This window comes from Nonomuraea sp. NPDC049750, from assembly GCF_040659625.1.
Taxonomy (GTDB): Bacteria; Actinomycetota; Actinomycetes; order Streptosporangiales; family Streptosporangiaceae; genus Nonomuraea.
Genome location: NZ_JBFANB010000003.1, coordinates 322686 through 338620, shown reverse-complemented (window position 1 = coordinate 338620; position 15935 = coordinate 322686). Strand labels below are relative to the sequence as shown.

General features: G+C 71.7%; 16 protein-coding genes. 5 read left to right on the top strand and 11 right to left on the bottom strand.

The window, feature by feature from the left end; all coding sequences use genetic code 11:
• Positions 1–94: 94 nt before the first annotated feature.
• Positions 95–2983 (bottom strand): AAA family ATPase, encoded by a 2889-nt coding sequence (locus tag AB0J16_RS10085; RefSeq protein WP_358536753.1) that lies wholly within the window; start codon positions 2981–2983, stop codon positions 95–97.
• Positions 2984–3092: 109 nt separating this feature from the next.
• Between AB0J16_RS10085 and AB0J16_RS10080 the strand changes: the two genes are divergently transcribed.
• Complete coding sequence (locus tag AB0J16_RS10080) at positions 3093–3557, top strand: SAM-dependent methyltransferase (protein WP_358536751.1); 465 nt, start codon at positions 3093–3095, stop codon at positions 3555–3557.
• A gap of 14 nt (positions 3558–3571) precedes the next feature.
• On the top strand, positions 3572–4741 hold the full coding sequence (locus AB0J16_RS10075) for an FAD-dependent monooxygenase (protein ID WP_358536749.1): 1170 nt from the start codon (positions 3572–3574) through the stop codon (positions 4739–4741).
• A gap of 2 nt (positions 4742–4743) precedes the next feature.
• Here AB0J16_RS10075 and AB0J16_RS10070 read toward each other — a convergent pair whose 3' ends face one another.
• Positions 4744–5166: a hypothetical protein gene (locus AB0J16_RS10070; RefSeq protein WP_358536747.1), complete on the bottom strand. Its 423-nt coding sequence runs from the start codon at positions 5164–5166 to the stop codon at positions 4744–4746.
• Positions 5167–5241: 75 nt separating this feature from the next.
• Here AB0J16_RS10070 and AB0J16_RS10065 point away from each other — a divergent pair, with 75 nt between their 5' ends.
• Positions 5242–5859, top strand: a complete 618-nt coding sequence (locus AB0J16_RS10065) for a TetR/AcrR family transcriptional regulator (RefSeq protein WP_358536744.1) — start codon at positions 5242–5244, stop codon at positions 5857–5859.
• A 19-nt stretch (positions 5860–5878) separates the two neighbouring features.
• On the opposite strand, the gene AB0J16_RS10060 is transcribed toward AB0J16_RS10065, so the two are convergent.
• Complete coding sequence (locus tag AB0J16_RS10060) at positions 5879–6244, bottom strand: nucleotide pyrophosphohydrolase (RefSeq protein WP_358537552.1); 366 nt, start codon at positions 6242–6244, stop codon at positions 5879–5881.
• A gap of 70 nt (positions 6245–6314) precedes the next feature.
• Positions 6315–7217: an alpha/beta hydrolase gene (locus AB0J16_RS10055; protein WP_358536742.1), complete on the bottom strand. Its 903-nt coding sequence runs from the start codon at positions 7215–7217 to the stop codon at positions 6315–6317.
• A 72-nt stretch (positions 7218–7289) separates the two neighbouring features.
• Between AB0J16_RS10055 and AB0J16_RS10050 the strand changes: the two genes are divergently transcribed.
• Positions 7290–7850, top strand: a complete 561-nt coding sequence (locus AB0J16_RS10050) for a helix-turn-helix domain-containing protein (protein WP_358536740.1) — start codon at positions 7290–7292, stop codon at positions 7848–7850.
• A gap of 8 nt (positions 7851–7858) precedes the next feature.
• Here the strand turns inward: AB0J16_RS10050 and AB0J16_RS10045 are convergent, their stop codons facing one another.
• The 6 genes from AB0J16_RS10045 to AB0J16_RS10020 all read right to left on the bottom strand — a co-directional run bounded on the left by AB0J16_RS10045 (position 7859) and on the right by AB0J16_RS10020 (position 13244).
• On the bottom strand, positions 7859–8464 hold the full coding sequence (locus AB0J16_RS10045) for a response regulator transcription factor (RefSeq protein WP_358536738.1): 606 nt from the start codon (positions 8462–8464) through the stop codon (positions 7859–7861).
• Positions 8461–9639, bottom strand: a complete 1179-nt coding sequence (locus AB0J16_RS10040; protein ID WP_358536735.1) for a histidine kinase — start codon at positions 9637–9639, stop codon at positions 8461–8463. The genes AB0J16_RS10045 and AB0J16_RS10040 overlap by 4 nt, the downstream gene beginning before the upstream one ends.
• Entirely contained in the window at positions 9636–10775 is a 1140-nt protein-coding gene (locus tag AB0J16_RS10035) for a hypothetical protein (protein ID WP_358536732.1), read from the bottom strand. The genes AB0J16_RS10040 and AB0J16_RS10035 overlap by 4 nt, the downstream gene beginning before the upstream one ends.
• 13 nt (positions 10776–10788) lie before the next feature.
• Entirely contained in the window at positions 10789–11298 is a 510-nt protein-coding gene (locus tag AB0J16_RS10030) for an SRPBCC domain-containing protein (protein WP_358536730.1), read from the bottom strand.
• A 126-nt stretch (positions 11299–11424) separates the two neighbouring features.
• Positions 11425–12069 (bottom strand): response regulator transcription factor, encoded by a 645-nt coding sequence (locus AB0J16_RS10025; protein WP_357942226.1) that lies wholly within the window; start codon positions 12067–12069, stop codon positions 11425–11427.
• Positions 12066–13244: a histidine kinase gene (locus tag AB0J16_RS10020; RefSeq protein WP_358536728.1), complete on the bottom strand. Its 1179-nt coding sequence runs from the start codon at positions 13242–13244 to the stop codon at positions 12066–12068. Before AB0J16_RS10020 ends, AB0J16_RS10025 begins: the two co-directional genes overlap by 4 nt.
• A gap of 133 nt (positions 13245–13377) precedes the next feature.
• Between AB0J16_RS10020 and AB0J16_RS10015 the strand changes: the two genes are divergently transcribed.
• Entirely contained in the window at positions 13378–14502 is a 1125-nt protein-coding gene (locus tag AB0J16_RS10015; protein WP_358536725.1) for a dienelactone hydrolase family protein, read from the top strand.
• 39 nt (positions 14503–14541) lie between these two features.
• On the opposite strand, the gene AB0J16_RS10010 is transcribed toward AB0J16_RS10015, so the two are convergent.
• Positions 14542–15843, bottom strand: a complete 1302-nt coding sequence (locus AB0J16_RS10010; protein ID WP_358536723.1) for a glutamate-1-semialdehyde 2,1-aminomutase — start codon at positions 15841–15843, stop codon at positions 14542–14544.
• Positions 15844–15935: the final 92 nt, after the last annotated feature.

Here is a 15935-nt window from a genome sequence, read left to right as displayed (position 1 = left end):
CGCCATGCCGATCAGAAAGCTTAACGTCGCAGCTCTGGAAGGCGACAAATCCCGCCCTCTCCACACCGCGGAAAGGCGGCACGTGGTGTTTCCGTCAGGCGGGCCAGCCCAGGTCGATTCCCGCCAGGTCCGTGCGCGAGGAGACGCCCAGCTTCGGGTACGCCTTGTACAGGTGGAACCCCACCGTTCGCGGGCTCAGGAAGAGCTGGGCGGCGATCTGCCGGTTCGTGGCGCCCGTCGCGGCGAGCCGGACGACCTGCAGTTCCTGAGGGGTCAGCGTGTCGAGTGGTCTGGCTTGGCCGCCGGGCTCCGGCAGGTCGGCGCGGGCGCCGGTGGCGGCCAGTTCCGTACGGGCGCGTTCGGCCCAGAGGGTCGCGCCCAGCGCGGCGAACCGGTCCATCGCGGCACGCAGCCGCACTCCGGCATCGGACCGCCGGCGGCCCCGCCGCAGCCACTCGCCGTACAGCAACTCGGTCCTGGCCCGCTCGAACGGCCGCCCGCCCTGGGCGTGCCGCTGGAGCGCGGTGGTGTAGTGCGCCTCGGCCTCGCCGGGTGGGGCGAGCAGGGCCCGGCAACGGTACGCGACGGCGGCGGCCCACGGCTGGGCACTGGCCGCCGCCCAAGCGTCGAACCTGGCGAACGCCTCGGTGGCCAGTGACGGCTCGCCCAGGCGGACGCAGGCCTCGACGTAGTCGGCTATGGCGAAGGTGACGATCACAGTGTGGCCGAGCGGTCCGTCGAGGACCCGCGCCATCCGCTCGGCCACCGCTTCGTGGCGAGCGCGTACGAGGTCGAGCAGGGTCAACGCGCAGCCGCCCCAGCCGGATCCGTTGCGTTCCTGGGCGGCGCCCTCGGCCTGCTGAGCGAGCCCTACGCACCTCTCGTCATCGCCTTCTATGGCGGCGAGGCGGGCCAGGATGCCGTGCAGGTGGCGCAGCCGCCCGGCCTGCCCGGTGTCATGCGCGATCTGCCACGCCTCGGCACCTGACGCCGCCGCCTCCGCGTGCCGGCCGTGGAGGATTTGCGCCTGGGTGAGGAGTTGGAGGGCGTGCGGCAGAGCGCCGATCAGGCCCTGTTCGCGGTAGGTGTCCACCTGCGCGGCCGCCATCTCGCAGGCGGCGTCGTCGTCGCCGGTCATCAGGGCGCTGAACACGGCGTACGTCCCGATGACCCGGCCGGCGGCGGGCGTAGGAAGGCTCGCGCGTAGCGGCACGATGGCGGCGCGCAGGAGTGGGAGTCCGGCGGCCGGGTCTCCCGCGGCCACCCGTTCCATGCCGCGTACCGCTCCGGCCACCGTCGCGAGGGAGTCGTCGATCCCCGGGCCGAGAGCGGCCAGGAGCTCCGTGATCTGCCCGAGCGCGGCGCGGTCGCCCGCGAACCAGGCCTCACCGGCGGCGGTGGCGAGGAGGGAGGCCGCGTCGTCCGGCGCGTTCCCGGCGATGCCCGCCGCGGCCTCGATCAGGGTGTGCGCGGCCGGCGTCGGTCCGCCGTGTTCGGCGTCGACCGCGGCCCGTACGGCGGCCAGCCGGGCCAGCACCGCGGGATCCCCGGTCAGGCGCCGTCCCCGATCGGCGGCCGCGCCCGCGCGGGCCAGCTGCCCGGTGCCGATCGCCGCCTCGGCGGCCGCGGCCAGCCACTGAGCGCGCAGCCGCCGGTCGACGGTCAGCTGCGCGGCCCGCTCGTACGCGGTGGCGGCCGAGGCGTGGCTGCCGCGTTGCCGGGCACGGTCCCCGGTCGCGGCCAGTACGGCCGACGTCTCCTCGTCCGGCCCGACCGCGGCGGCGGACAGATGCCAGGCCCGGCGGTCGGCCTGCTCGTCGCCGTCGAGGACCCGCGCCAGCGCGTGATGGGCGGCCACCCGATGGGCGAGCGGCGCCTCGCGATACGCGGCGGTCTTGACCAGCGGGTGGCGGAACCGCAGCCGATCCTCCGAGACCCGCACCAGCTGGCGGCGCTCGGCCGGTTCCAGATCGGCCAACCCGGCCCCGAAGCCCACCGCTGCCGCGGCCCCGAAGCCAGCCGCCCGACCCCCGGAACCCTCCGCCATCCGAGGTCCAAAGCCCTCCGCCGCCCCGGCCCCGAACCCCTCCGCCGCCTCGAAGCTCTGTGCCGCCTCGAAGCTCTGTGCCGCCCGCAGGACGAGGTCCAGGTCGCCGGTGTCCTCGGCCGCGGCGATCAGGAGCAGCCGCTGGGTGCGTTCGGGGAGCAGCCGGATCGCGGCACGCAGCGACTGTTCGAGGCGGCCGGCCAGGGAGAGCCGGGGTGGTTGCAGGGGCAGCGGGCTCAGCCGGCCGGCCCGCTGCTCGGGAGTGAGGGTCCCGGCGAACTCCAGCAGCGCCAAGGGATTCCCCTCGGCCTCCTCGATCACCCGGTCCCGCGCCTCGGGCACCAGATCGGCCGCCACCTCGGCCAGCAGCGCCTCGCAGTCGGGCCGGGCGAGACCGGCGAGCCGCAGCTCGGGTACCCCGTCGACGGGCCGCTCCGTACCGTCGTCGCGAGCGGCCAGGATCATGGTGATCCGCTCGGCGCCCAGCCGGCGGGCCGCGAACACCAGCGCGTCCACCGAGGCACGGTCCAGCCACTGCACGTCGTCCACGAGGCACAGCAGGGGGCGTTCGCCGGCGAGGTCGGCGAGCAGGGTCAGCACCGCGAGGCCGACCAGGAACCGGTCCTGGGCCCCGCCCTCGCTCTGGCCGAACGCGCCGCGCAAGGCGTCCCGCTGGGCGGCCGGGAGCTCCGTGATGAGCTGCCGGGCCGGCCCCAGCAGCATGTGCAGGGCGGCGAAGGGCAGCTCGGCCTCGGCCTCGACGCCGGTGACGCGGAGCACCAGCGGGTCCCCGCCGGCTGTCCGGGCGATCTCCGCCAGCAGCGCCGATTTGCCGATTCCGGCCTGGCCGTACACCACGATGGCGTTGCCCTGGCCGGCCCCGGACTCGGCGATCATCTCCCGCAGGAGGGCGATCTCCGCATGTCGGCCGATCATGCTGCCCGACCCTACCTAACCGGCGACCGAATCCCGTGAGCCGCCCTCCCAGGTACCGGTCGCCGTGACGGATTCGGCCGGGGCGGCGCGGCCCTTACGGTCCTGAGTTATGGAACATGTGAGCCTGCAGCCGGTGGGGACCGTCGTCGGCGGGCGTACCGAGGCGTTCGACGACGACTGGAACACCGAGGAGGCCGTGATCCGGCTCGACGGGAGCCGCTTCGCGCCGGACTCCCTGGCCGGTTTGGAGGCGTTCTCGCACCTGGAGGTGGTCTTCCAGTTCCACCTCGTGGACCCGGCCTCGGTGAACACCTCGGCCCGCCGTCCCAGAGGCAACCCGGACTGGCCGCTGGTGGGCATCTTCGCCCAGCGTGGCAAGAACCGCCCGAACCGGCTGGGCGTCTCCCGCTGCCGCCTGCTCGGCGTCGACGGCCTCGACGTACGCGTACGCGGTCTGGACGCCATCGACGGCAGCCCGGTCCTCGATCTCAAGCCCTACATGGCGGAGTTCGGCCCGCAGGGCGAGGTCGTACAGCCGCACTGGTCGACCGAACTCATGCGTAACTACTACTGAGGGGACTCCACGTCATGAATGCCAAGCTTCCCGCCAGTACGGATGTCCTGATCGTCGGCGCGGGCCCGGCCGGTCTCTCCTTGGCCACGGCGCTGGCCGGGCAGGGGGTGGACGCCGTACTCGTGGACAAGGCGCCGGAAGGCGCGAACACCTCGCGGGCGGCGGTCGTGCACGCCCGCACCCTGGAGGTGCTGCGCGCGATAGACGTGAGCGACGAACTGGTGGCCGCCGGTGTCACCGTGCCCCGCTTCACCGTCCGCGACCGTGACCGGGTGCTGCTGACGGTGGGCTTCGACAAGCTGCCGACCGACTTCCCGTACACGCTGCTGGTCCCCCAGAACATCACCGAGCAGGTCCTGCTGAACCGGCTGCTCAGCCAGGGCGGCACGGTCCATCGCCCGCACGAGATCTCAATCGTCGAGCAGCAGCCCACCGGCGTCACCGCCAAGACCTCCGACGGCGAGCTGATCCGCGCCTCGTACGTCGTCGGCACCGACGGCATGCACAGCACGATCCGCGAGCAGAGCGGGATCTCCTTCACGGGCGACACCTATGCCCAGTCGTTCATCCTGGCCGACGTCCATCTCGACTGGACGGGACCGGCCGACGAGGTGGCGCTGTACTTCGCCCCGGAGGGGGTGACGGTGGTCGCGCCGCTGCCGGGCGGCCGTCACCGGATCGTCGCGACGATCGACGAGGCTCCCGAGCATCCCACTGTCGCCGACATCCAGGCGCTGCTCGACGCCCGCGGTCCCCACGCTTACCGGTCCATGGTCACCGGCCTGGTCTGGAGCTCCCGCTTCCGGGTCCACCACCGGCTGGCCGACCACTACCGGGCGGGCCGGCTCTTCCTGGCCGGAGACGCCGCCCACGTCCACAGCCCGGCCGGCGGTCAGGGCATGAACACCGGCATCCAGGACGCGCTGAACCTGGCCGGGAAGCTCACCGCGGTGCTGCGCGACGGCGCTCCGGAGACGGTCCTGGACGAGTACGAAGCGGAGCGCCGCCCGGTCGCCGAGGAAGTGGTGGCCTTCACGCACAAGATGACGAAGATCGCGACGGTGGGCAACTCGCCGCTACGGGTCCTGCGCAACACGGCCCTGCGCGCCCTGGACTGGATTCCAGCGGTCCACCACACGATGGCGATGAACCTGTCCGAGCTGGCCACGGCCGACAGGCACTGAGCTCACGCGGCCGCCGCCCGGCGCCCGCGCTGGGCGGCGAGCAGCATGCCCGCCGGAATCACCACGAGTATGAACGGCGTGGGCTCCAGCACCACGGCCGCGACCAGGCCCCACACGGCCACCCCGATCGCGATGTACGGTGGCGGCACCTGTCCGAGCCGCCCGAACCGGAGCACCAGCGCCCCCACCAGCCCGAGCGGCACGGCGAAGCTGCCCCACACCATCCAGAAGGCGCCCGCCGCCGGTGCCGGATCGCGAAGGCTGTCGAGCCCGTCCGCGCCCAGCCACAGCGCACCGCTGAACCAGTCCGGCAGGTGCTGGGCACTGATCACCCCGGTGATCAGCAGGTGTGCGGCGGCCAGGAACATGATGATCCCGCCCGCCCACACCACCCCTCTTACGGAAACATCAGTTTCGGAACTCATAGTTCCGTATAATGGATCTCCTTCCGCCTTCGCGCAAGCCTTTTCCGGAACTATGAGTTCCGTATACTCGCCGGCATGCCGGAACGAAAGCAGCCCCTGGGCCGCCCCCGGGACGACCGGGTGGACAAAGCCATCGCCACCGCCGCGCGCGAGCTGATCGCCGAGCACGGCTACGCGCAGCTGACGGTCGACACGGTCGCGACCAGGGCAGGCGTGGGCAAGGCCGCCATCTACCGGCGGTACGCCACCAAGCAGGAGATGATCTTCGCGGTGGCGCTGCACGACCTGGAGCTCGACACGCCTCCCGACGCGGGCTCACTCCGCGCCGACCTCGCCACTCTGACCCACCTCATGGTGGACCAGCTGGCCGCGCCGCCGCCCGGCGTGGTGCCCGGCCTGCTGGCCGACGTGCACGCGGATCCGGCTCTGGCGGCCAAGTTCGCCGCCACGTTCGTCGCCGCCGAACGTCGCTGCCTGGTCGAGATCCTCGACCGGGCGGTCGGGCGAGGCGAGCTGGCGCGGCGGCCCGAACCGGCGGTGGTGCACGCGCTGCTGCTCGGGCCGGTGTTCGCCTGGCTGTTCCTGCTGCTCGAAGACCGATCCGACCTGCCCGCCTTCGCCACGACCGTCGCCGACGCCACGGCATCGGCGCTCACTCGCGAGGAGGCCGGCTCTCGCGAGGAGGCCAGTTGAGGACAGGCGCGTTACCGGCTCACGCGCTGGGTGGCCGGTTGAGGGGTGGGGCTTTTCTGGCGGAGCCGCGGTAGAGGTCGGCGGCATAGCGTTGTTCGCCCTCGTCGAGCTTGGCGTTGGCGGCCGCCACCAGGTCGACGCCGAGCACGTCCGCCAGCCGTACCAGATAGAGCGTCACGTCGGCGAGCTCCGAGCGGACCCGGGCGAGCGCCTCGGGGTCGAGGTCGGCCGACTCGTCGGGGGTGAGCCATTGGAACTCCGCCAGCAACTCCCCCGCCTCCCCCGCCAGTGCCATGGCGAGGTTCTTCGGCGTGTGGAACTGCTCCCAGTCTCGCGCACGCGCGAACTCCCGCTGCCGTTCGGCGAGTGGCTCCAACTCGTTCATCACGCCTGACGACCTTAGCGGGCCGCGCGGCGCCCGCCGTCACCTGCCGAGGGGGCCATGGAGGTCGTGGTCACCTGTTGAGGAGGTCGTGGATCGCCTGGAAGACGGCATCGGGCCGGCGGAAGATGATGGAGGCGTGGCCGACATCGTCGACCAGGCGGTTCTCCCCGCGCGAAACCGAGGCGGCCAGCGCGTCATACAGTCGCCGCTTGCCGTCGATCTCCTCGCGCAGCAGCGATTCGGGAGTGCCCTGGGACACCGCTTCCTTGAAGGCGTCGATACCCGTGGCGGTGAGCACGATCAGCGGCACGTCGGGCAGCCGCCCCGCCCCGCGTACCTCGTCGTGGAGCTGGTAGCGGTTCGCCGCCTCCTGGGCGCCGATCCCTATCCATTCCGGGCTGACATGGCGTTCGACGAGCAGCTCGCGGGTGGCCGCCGGCCAGTCGGCCAGCACCTGCGTGAACAGGCCGCGGTAGAACTGAATGACCTCATCGGGCAGCTCGTCGGGAACCGCCTGGTCGGGGTCCCATTCGGCCCAGGTCTCGACCAGCTTCGGGGGCATGTACGCGTCGTAGTCCTCGTGTTCGGGTTCGACAAGGACCAGGCCCGACACCTCGCCGGGGAAGCGCTGCGCGTAGTGGCGGGCGTACAGGCCGCCGAGGGAATGGCCGACCAGCAGGTACGGCGCGGGCACCCCGGCGACCCGCAGCAGCTCGCGCAGCTCGTCGGTGACCTCGGTGGAGGTGCGCGGCAGCTCGGCCCGGTCGCTCCACCCCGTTCCGGCACGGTCGTAGAGCACGCTCGTGGTGAGCTCGGCGGCCCGCTCCTGGACGTTCAGGAAGTCCATGCCGGACGATCCGGCTCCAGGCAGGAACACCACCGCCGGACTCCCGTCGCCCGATCGATGCAGCGGCAACCGCCGCCCTCCCACCTCGTAGAACCGCCCCAATGGAAGCGTCGGTTGATCCTTCATCGCTGAACCCCTCCTGGCAATGAGTTGCTTTCCCAAGTTTGGGAACAGTACCAGATATGGGATCGTAGCCAGATGGACACGCTTGACTTGCTCCTGCACCCGGTTCGGCTGCGCATCGTGCACGCCATGTCCGGCGGACTGACCCGCACCACGTCCGACCTGTGCGCTCGCCTGCCCGACGTCCCCAAGACCACGGTGTACCGGCACGTGGGCCTGCTGGCCGAGGCGGGAGTGCTGGAGGTGGAGGGCGAGCAGCGGGTGCACGGCGCCGTCGAACGCCACTACCGGCTACGCCGAACGCGGGCGGTGATCGATCAGGACGCGGCCGCGTCGATGTCCTTGGAAGACCACCGGCACGGCTTCGCCGCGGCCATGGCGGCCCTGCTCGCGGAGTTCAACGCCTATCTCGACCGAGAGAACGCCGACCCGACGGCGGACTCGGTGTCCTACCGCCAGTTCCCGCTCTGGCTCAACCAGGACGAACGCACCGAGATGATCAGCGACATGGTCGGCGTCATCATGCCCCGGCTGCGGAACCAACCCGCACCGGACCGCAGCCACCACCTGCTGAGCACGATCTTCTTTCCGACCGAGGATCCACAGCCGGAAAGTCACCAACCTCAAGGTGAGTAGGACGGGGCTCAGAGCCAGCCGGCGTCGCGGGAGATGCGGATGGCGTCGATGCGATTGCGGGCGCCGACCTTGTTGATCGCGTTCGACAGGTAGTTGCGTACGGTGGCCTGCGACAGCGAGAGATCGGTGGCGATCTGGGCGACGCGGATGCCGGTGGCGGCGGCGCGCAGGACCTCGGTCTCGCGAGGGGTGAGCGGAGTGCTGCCGGTTTCCAGGGCGGCGGCGACGAGTTCGGGGTCGATGACGCGTTCGCCGCGGGCTATGCGGCGGATGCCGTCGGTGAGGGCGTGGGCGGGGGCGTCCTTGACGATGAAGCCCCTGACGTGGACCTTCAGAGCGCGCAGGAGGTTGCCGGGCTGGCTGAGGCCGGTGAGTACTAGGGTGCGGCAGGCGGGGAGCCGGGCGGACAGTTGTTCGGCGGCGGACAGGCCGTCCAGGCCGGGCATGTCGATGTCGAGGACCGCCACGTCGGGGTGGACGCGGAGGGCGGTGGCGAGGACCTCGTCGCCGCGTTCAATCTCGGCGACGACCTCCATGTCGTCCTCCAGGGACAGCAGGGCGACCAGGGCTGAGCGGATCATGTGCATGTCCTCGGCGATCAGCACGCGGATCACGCGACCTCCTCGGGGACTTCTACCGACAGCCGGAACAGGCCGTCGTGGGCGGTGGTGAGCCACGTGCCGGAGGCGGCGCGGGTCCGCTCGGCCAATCCGGAGAGCCCGGTGCCGGACGGGGCGAGGGGGGATGGGGTGCGGGTCAGGTCGGCTGCCCCGGAAGGAGGCTGGGCGCCGTCGTTGACGATCTCCAGTCGTACCGTGCCCTGGTGGTGGGTGAGGGTGATGGCACAGGTGCGGGCGTCACTGTGACGTAGCAGGTTGGTGGTGCCTTCGCGGATCGCCCAGGCCAGGGCGTTCTGGGCGGGGCCGGACAGGGGCGGCAGGTCGGCCACGTCCAGGCGGGTGTCGACGCCGGCGGCGCCGAGCAGGGCCGCGGCGCCGTCGATCTCGGTGCGCAGCGATACGGAGTGCTCGTCGCGGGTGATCGCGCGTACATCCCGCAGCGCGTCCCTGGCGACGCCGGTCAGGCTCTCGACCTCGGCGCGGGCGGCGGCGGTGTCCTTCGCGAGCAGGCGGAGGGCCAGGTCGCCTTTGAGAGAGATGGCCGACAGGCTCTGGCCGAGCAGGTCGTGCAGGTCGCGGGAGACGCGGACGCGTTCCTCGCCGACGGCGGTGGCGGCCAGCTCGGTGCGGGTGGCCTCCAGCTCGTTCAGCAGCCGGACCAGGCGGGCGCCGCCGACCAGCGTGCCGGCGTACAGGATGAGGCTGAACAGGGCGTACGCGCCCAGGAGAAGTGCCTGGGGGATGGTGTGGGCGTCGTCGCGCAGCATGGCGATCACCTCCTTCGCCGGGTTGTGCAGGAGCTGCGCGATCACCGCGAACAGCATCAGACGGCCGCGCAGCAGCATCACGATCGAGGCGAGGGCGAAGGTGGTGAAGGCCTGCCAGTTCGAGCCGAACCACCACAGGGGGACGTTGGCGAGGATGACGAGCGCCGCCAGGGTCCAGGGCCAGCCCGCCGCGCGTTCGCCTCTGGAGGCGGCCAGGCTGTGTCGCAGGCTCAGGCAGAGGGCCAGGGCGCAGGCGACGGTGGCGGTGACCGGGTTGCCGGGTGGGCCGTCCATGCCGAGGGTCGTGTAGACGGGGACTTGTACGGCCAGCAGGACGTGCAGGGCGATCAGCGGCCAGAGGGGGTGGCGCACGACCCACCGCGGCACGGTCGGCGGGGTCATGGGCGGGCCTCGGACGTGTGGATGTGGGGACGCACGTCGATGGTTTCGATGGTGTCGTCGGCGCGCACCTCCAGGCGTACTCCGTCGGTCAGGACGGTTGCCGTGATCGTGCAGGTGCTCACGCCGTCGGTGCGCAGCAGGCCGGTGACCGTCGCGCGCAGGGCCGCCCGGGGCCGCGGTGCGATCGTGTCGGGGATGCCCGTGCGGGGCAGCTGCAGGCGGGTCTCGATACCGGCCGCGGCGAGCAGGGTGGCGGCCGTGTCGAGTTCGGCTCGGAGGGACGGCCGGCGGTAGCCGCGTACCCGCTGCCTGGCCTCGGCGAGCGTACGCCGGGAGTCGTCGGCGAGCCCGGCCAGCTCCGCCTCCAGCTCAGCCCGCTTGTCGAGCGGGGTCGTCAGCAGGTCTGCGGCATGTGCGCCGCGGGCCGCGAGGGACTCCAGGGCGGTGCCGAGCGTACGGCGGAGGTCGTCGTCGATGCGGCGCCGCTCCTGTGCGACCGCCCGCTGGGCGAGCACCTCCCTGGCCGACCGCAGGCGGACGAGGGCGGCGGAGAGCCAGACGAGCAGGAGTACGGCCCCGCTGCCGCAGAGCTCCGAGAGAGTGAGCCACGGCGCGGCGTTCCATGGCAGGCCCAGCAGCAGGGCGGCGGGCGCCCCCGCGATCACCAGCGACAGGTACGCGACGAATGACCACGGGCCGGGAAGGACCAGGACGGCCGACACGGCGAGGCTCGCGTAGGTGCGCGGCCACATGTTCCCGGCCAGTGGAGTGACGGCGAGGATGATGACGGCCATCACCGCGAATGACCAGTGGCCGGCCGGGGGCCGGATGGCGCGTGCCGCGTACCATACGTGGCGCAGGTGCAGAGGCAGGTACACCGCGGTCGCCGCGAGGCTCCACAATCCGGTGCGGGCGTCGTTGCCCAGATAGCTGAACGACAGCGCGACCTGCAGCACGGGCAGCAGGCCGCTGCAGGTGACCGCGCCGACCGGAGCCAGCCGGACGACGCGGTCGGATCGCCAGAACTCCACCAGCCGAACCACCCCCCGTCCACGTGTCCCGGCTGACCAGGGTAGGTGGCCCGGCCGGGTGGCGGCCACCAGCGGCGGCCTGGCCGGGGAGAGGAGGAGGGTCATGGCTTGGCCACGCCTACGCGCCTGCCTCGTCGGCGTCGATCACACGGCCGAGGTTGTCGAGCTCGTTGGCGCGGCCGGCGGCCAGCCGCTGGGTCCACTCCTCGTCGTGCATCGCGTCCGCCGTCATCGTGACGCGGACGCCGCCCTCGACAGTCTCGAGCTCGACCACGGTGAGGAAGTCGTACGGGTCCACGCCGGGGATGAAGTCGGCGAGCGAGGTGTAGGAGAGCGAGGTGTAGGAGAGCCTGCCCGGCTCCGACACCTCGACGAACTTCTTGCGGGATTCGGTGCTCAGCGGCATCCCGTGGCTCTCCATGAACGCGATCTGCTCCGGCGCCGTGGCGGTCATCGTATAGCTGAGGTCGCCGCCGGGCCGCAGGTCGAGCTTGCCGACCTCGACGGTGAAGCCGTCCGGCGACCACCAGGAGGCGATGCCCTCGGGGGTGGTCCACAGCCGCCAGACGTGCTCGGGGGTGGTCGGGTAGGTGCGCGTGATACGCACGCTCTCGTTGGCCAATGTCATGGTCTGCTCCCTGGCAAGTGGGTGATGAACCCAACCCTGCACCCCCGTCGGCCAGGACAAACAGATGCAGATGTCACTTAGCGCCCCGTGTATTTTGCGTTGACGCGCAAGGACTGAAAGACAAGTTCAGAGGTCGGCGTCGTGGACGAGGATGGCGGCCTGGACGCGGTTGGTCAGGCCGAGTTTGGCCAGTACCCGGCTCACGTGCGCCTTGACCGTCGCCTCCGACAGGCGCAGGTCGCGGCCGATCTCGGCGTTCGACAGGCCGCGGGCGAGGGCTCTGATCACGTCCTCCTCGCGGCCGGTGAGCGCGGCGAGCTGCCTGCGGGCCGAGTCCGACCGCGAGGGCGCACGGTCCACGAACGCGTCGATCAGCCGCCTGGTGACCGACGGGGAGAGCATGGCCTGGCCGGCGGCCACCGTACGGACGGCGGCGGTCAGGTCTCTCGGGGGCGTGTCCTTGAGCAGGAAGCCGACCGCGCCGAGCCGCAGCGCCTCGTGGACGTACTCGTCCAGGTCGAACGTGGTCAGCATGACGATCTTGGGCGGGTCCGGGGCGGCCAGCACGCGGGCGGCGGCGGTCAGGCCGTCGGTGCCGGGCATCCGTACGTCCATGAGCACCACGTGCGGCCTGAGCCGGGCCGCCGCCCCGACGGCCTCCTCGCCGTCCCTGGCCTCGCCCACCACCACGATGTCGTCGGCCGTCTCCAGGATCATCCGCAACCCGGACCTGACCAGGGCCTCGTCGTCCACGACCAGCACCCGGATCATGCCGCGGCCCGCACGGGGATGTCGGCGGTGACGCGGTAGCCGCCCTCTTGTCTGGGGCCCGCCGCCAGCGATCCCCCGAGGAGCTCGACACGCTCACGCAACCCCGCCAGCCCCCACCCCGCCCCGGGCAGCGCCTGCCTCGCACCCGACTCGTCCGGTAGTGACCGCTCCGCGACCGGCCCGTCGGCGGTGCCTCGGTTCAGGATCTCCACCTGGAGTGTGTCGTTCAGGAAGCGCACATGTACGTCGGTGTGGGCGTCGCGGGCGTGTTTGTGCACGTTGGTGAGTGCCTCCTGAACCACCCGGTAGGCGGTCCGTTCCACCGTCGAGCCGAGTGCGCGCGGCCGGCCATGGTCGTGCCTGCGCACCGAGATGCCCAGTGCGCGCGACTGGTCGAGGAGCCGGTCGAGGTCGGCCAGCGTGGGCTGCGGGCTGAGCTCGGCGGGCTGCTGGTTCGAGCGCAGTACGCCGAGCAGCTCGCGCAGGTTGGCGAGCGCCTCCCGGCCGATGTCGCCGATCATGGACGCCGTACGGGCCGTGGGCTCGTCGGCGGCCCGCACCTCCAGGGCCCCCGCGTGCAGCACCATCAGCGAGACCCGGTGCGCGACGACGTCGTGCATCTCCCTGGCGATGCGCGCCCGTTCCTGGGCCCTGGCCTGCTCGGCCCGCATCACCTGCTCGCGTTCGAGCCGGTCGGCCCGCTCTCTGGCGGCGGCCAGCACGTCGCGCCGGGCCCGGGTCCAGAGCCCGAACACGAACGGCAGTCCCACCAGGGCCATGGCCATCAGCGCCACGTTGGCGGGGGTCGCCGTGACCATCTCCCGGCGTCCGCCGATCAGGTCGCCGATGACGACGGCCGCGCCGAGCGCCGCGGCGGTGCCGCCCAGGTAGCTCGCGATGCCGCGAGCCCCGCGCAGGGTCGTACCGGCGTAGTAGGAGGCGACCATCAGCGGCGGCCACATCACCAGCCACACGTAGAAGACGGCACCGAGCACGGCGAGCGGCCACCAAGACCGCCGCGCCCACCAGGCCGCCACGCCCGCGGCGGCCGCCGTCGTGACGAACACCGGCGACGTCAGGCCGTCGGTCTGATCGAACGGCACCGCGGACACCACGAACACGGCCGGCCCGAGCAACACCGGCAAGCCGCCCTCGATCCGTCTGCTCACCTGCATGTTCGCCAGCCTATGGCGCGACGCGGGGCCGCCGCCCGAGCCGATCGTCGATCGGGACCACTACGAAAGGAGGGGGTGCCGGTCGACTTCCCGGGCAAGCCGGGCCGGTGGGTACGGGCCCAGGCTGGGCCGCATGAAACGACACCTGATCGTGGCCCTGGGCGTGGCCCTGCTGGCGACGCCGACCGTACAGGCACAAGCACAGGCAGAAGCCGAGACCGCGGGCACCTCGTTGCCCGCGCCCACCGGGAAGTACCCCGTGGGGCTGGCCTCCCTGCATCTGGTCGACACCGATCGTCCCGATCCGTGGGTGCCGCAGGACGGGGCGCGGCAGCTCATGGTCTCCCTGTGGTACCCGGCCGCTAAGGCGGGCACGCGGGCGGCTCCCTACGTGACGCCGCAGGAGTCGGCGCTGATCGTCAAGCCTTATCCGAACGTCCCCGCCGACACGCTCGCCAAGACCCGGACGTACGCCACAGTCGACGCGAAGCCGCTCACCCGCAGCCTGCCGCTCGTGCTCGTGTCGCCGGGTTTCAGCTTTCCCCGCGCGACGATGACCTCGCTGGCGGAGGACCTGGCCAGCAAGGGGTACCTGGTCGCGGCCGTCGAGCACACCTATGAGTCGGTGGCCACCACGTTCCCCGACGGGCGGACCACGACCTGCGCCGCGTGCGCGGGTGAGAACACCGAGGAGAGAGGGGCGGCGATCGCGAAGAGCCGGGTGATCGACCTGTCGTTCGTGCTCGACCGGCTCACCGCGAAGACCGGCTGGGGACGGCTGGTCGACAGGTCGCGGATCGGCGTGGTCGGCTTCTCGGCGGGCGGCAACGCAGCCCCGCAGCTCATGGCCGCCGACAAGCGGGTGCGCGCCGGGGTGAACCTCGACGGGAGCTACAACCCGAAGCAGCCCACGGGTACGGTACGCGGGCCGCTCCTCATGATGGGCACCAAGGAGAACCACACGCCGGCCGGTGACGTGTCGTGGGTCAACTGGTGGCCGAAGGTGAACGGGTGGAAGCGCTGGCTGTCGGTCGCGGACACGGACCACGCCTCGTTCACCGACTACGCGGTGATCAGGCCGCAGGTGGGCCTGCCCGCACCGGCGCTGGACGGTGCGCGCGCCGTGTCGATCACCCGGGCGTACGTCGGCGCCTTCCTCGACCGGCACCTGCGCCGGCAGCGGGAGCCGCTGCTGGACAAGCCGTCGAAGGACTTCCCCGAAGTGACGTTCTGGCCTGAGACCGCCTCGCGGCGCTGAGGCTCACAGAATCCCGAGATCGTCGCCGAGGGCGGGGCCTCAGAGAGCCCCGAGGGCGTCGGTGAAGGCGTCGACGGTGGCGGCGATGTCCGCCTCCGTGTGTTCCGTGGACATGAACCACAGGCCACGCGGCACCATGTTGACTCCGCGTTCGAGCAGCGCCGCGTGCAGCCGGGCCATCATGGCCCGGTCGGTGGCGGCGAAGTCCCGGTAGTCGCGTACGGCACGGGCGTCGGTGAAGTACGTCTGGAAGACCGGCCCCGGCCCGGCCACGAGCATCGGCACCCCCGCCTTGTCCGCGGCCGCCCTGAGGCCCTCCATCAGCGCTTCGCCGCGTGCGAACAGGGTGCCGTAGACCTCCTCGCGCCGCTCGTCCAGGATGCGGAGCGTCGCCTCGGCCGCCGCGATGCCAACGGGTTGGGAGTTGAACGTGCCCGCGTGCGCGACCTTTCCGGCTGAGATGTGGTCCATGACGGCCGCCTTGCCGGCCAGCGCGGAGACCGGCATGCCTCCGGCCATGGCCTTGCCGAAGATCGAGAGGTCGGGGGTGATGCCGAGATACTCCTGGGCGCCGCCGGGGGCGAGCCGGAAGCCGGTGATGATCTCGTCGAAGATCAGCAGGGTGCCGTGGCGGTCGCAGAGCTCGCGTACCGCCCGCAGATAGCCGGGGTCGGGTTCGATGGCCCCGGTGTTGCAGAGCACCGGCTCGGTGATGATGGCGGCGATCTGGCCGGCGTGCTGGTCCATCAGGCGGGTGAGGGCGTCGAGGTCGTTCCACGGGCAGATGATCAGGTCGTCGGAGTGGCCGTGCTGCTGACCCGCCGTACCCGGCACGGCGACCGGCGCGGCGGCGGGACCCGCCAGGTCGACGGCGGGGTGCACGCTGTACAGGACGGGGTCCAGCCAACCGTGGTAGTGGCCCTCGAACTTGAGGATCTTGGACCTCTCGGTGTAACCACGGGCCAGCCTCAGGGCGGCGTGCACCGCCTCCGAGCCGACGGTGTTGAAGCGGACCCGCTCGGCCGAGGGCACCATGGCGCACACTCGCTCGGCCACCCGGACCTCGGCCGCGTGCTGGGCCGAGTAGACGATGCCACGAGTGACCTGCGCGGCGACCGCCTCCGCCACCGGGGCCGGGCAGTGGCCGAGCAGCGCGGGGCCCTGGCCGAGTACGTAGTCGAGATAGACGTTGCCGTCCACGTCCCAGATCCGCGCGCCGGCCGCTCGGTCGACGTAGAGGGGGACACCGGCCGTACGGCGGGCATCGCTGGAGACGCCGCCCGCGATGAAGCGCTGGGCGGTGGCGTACAGGTCGCGGCTGACGTCCAGATTCCGGGTCATGGGAATCATCAAACGGCGACATATCGCCCGGCGACAAGAAAGAGGGCAAGAAGAGGGTCGAGAGTGCAAATTTCGGTGCTTGTGGAGGTCGC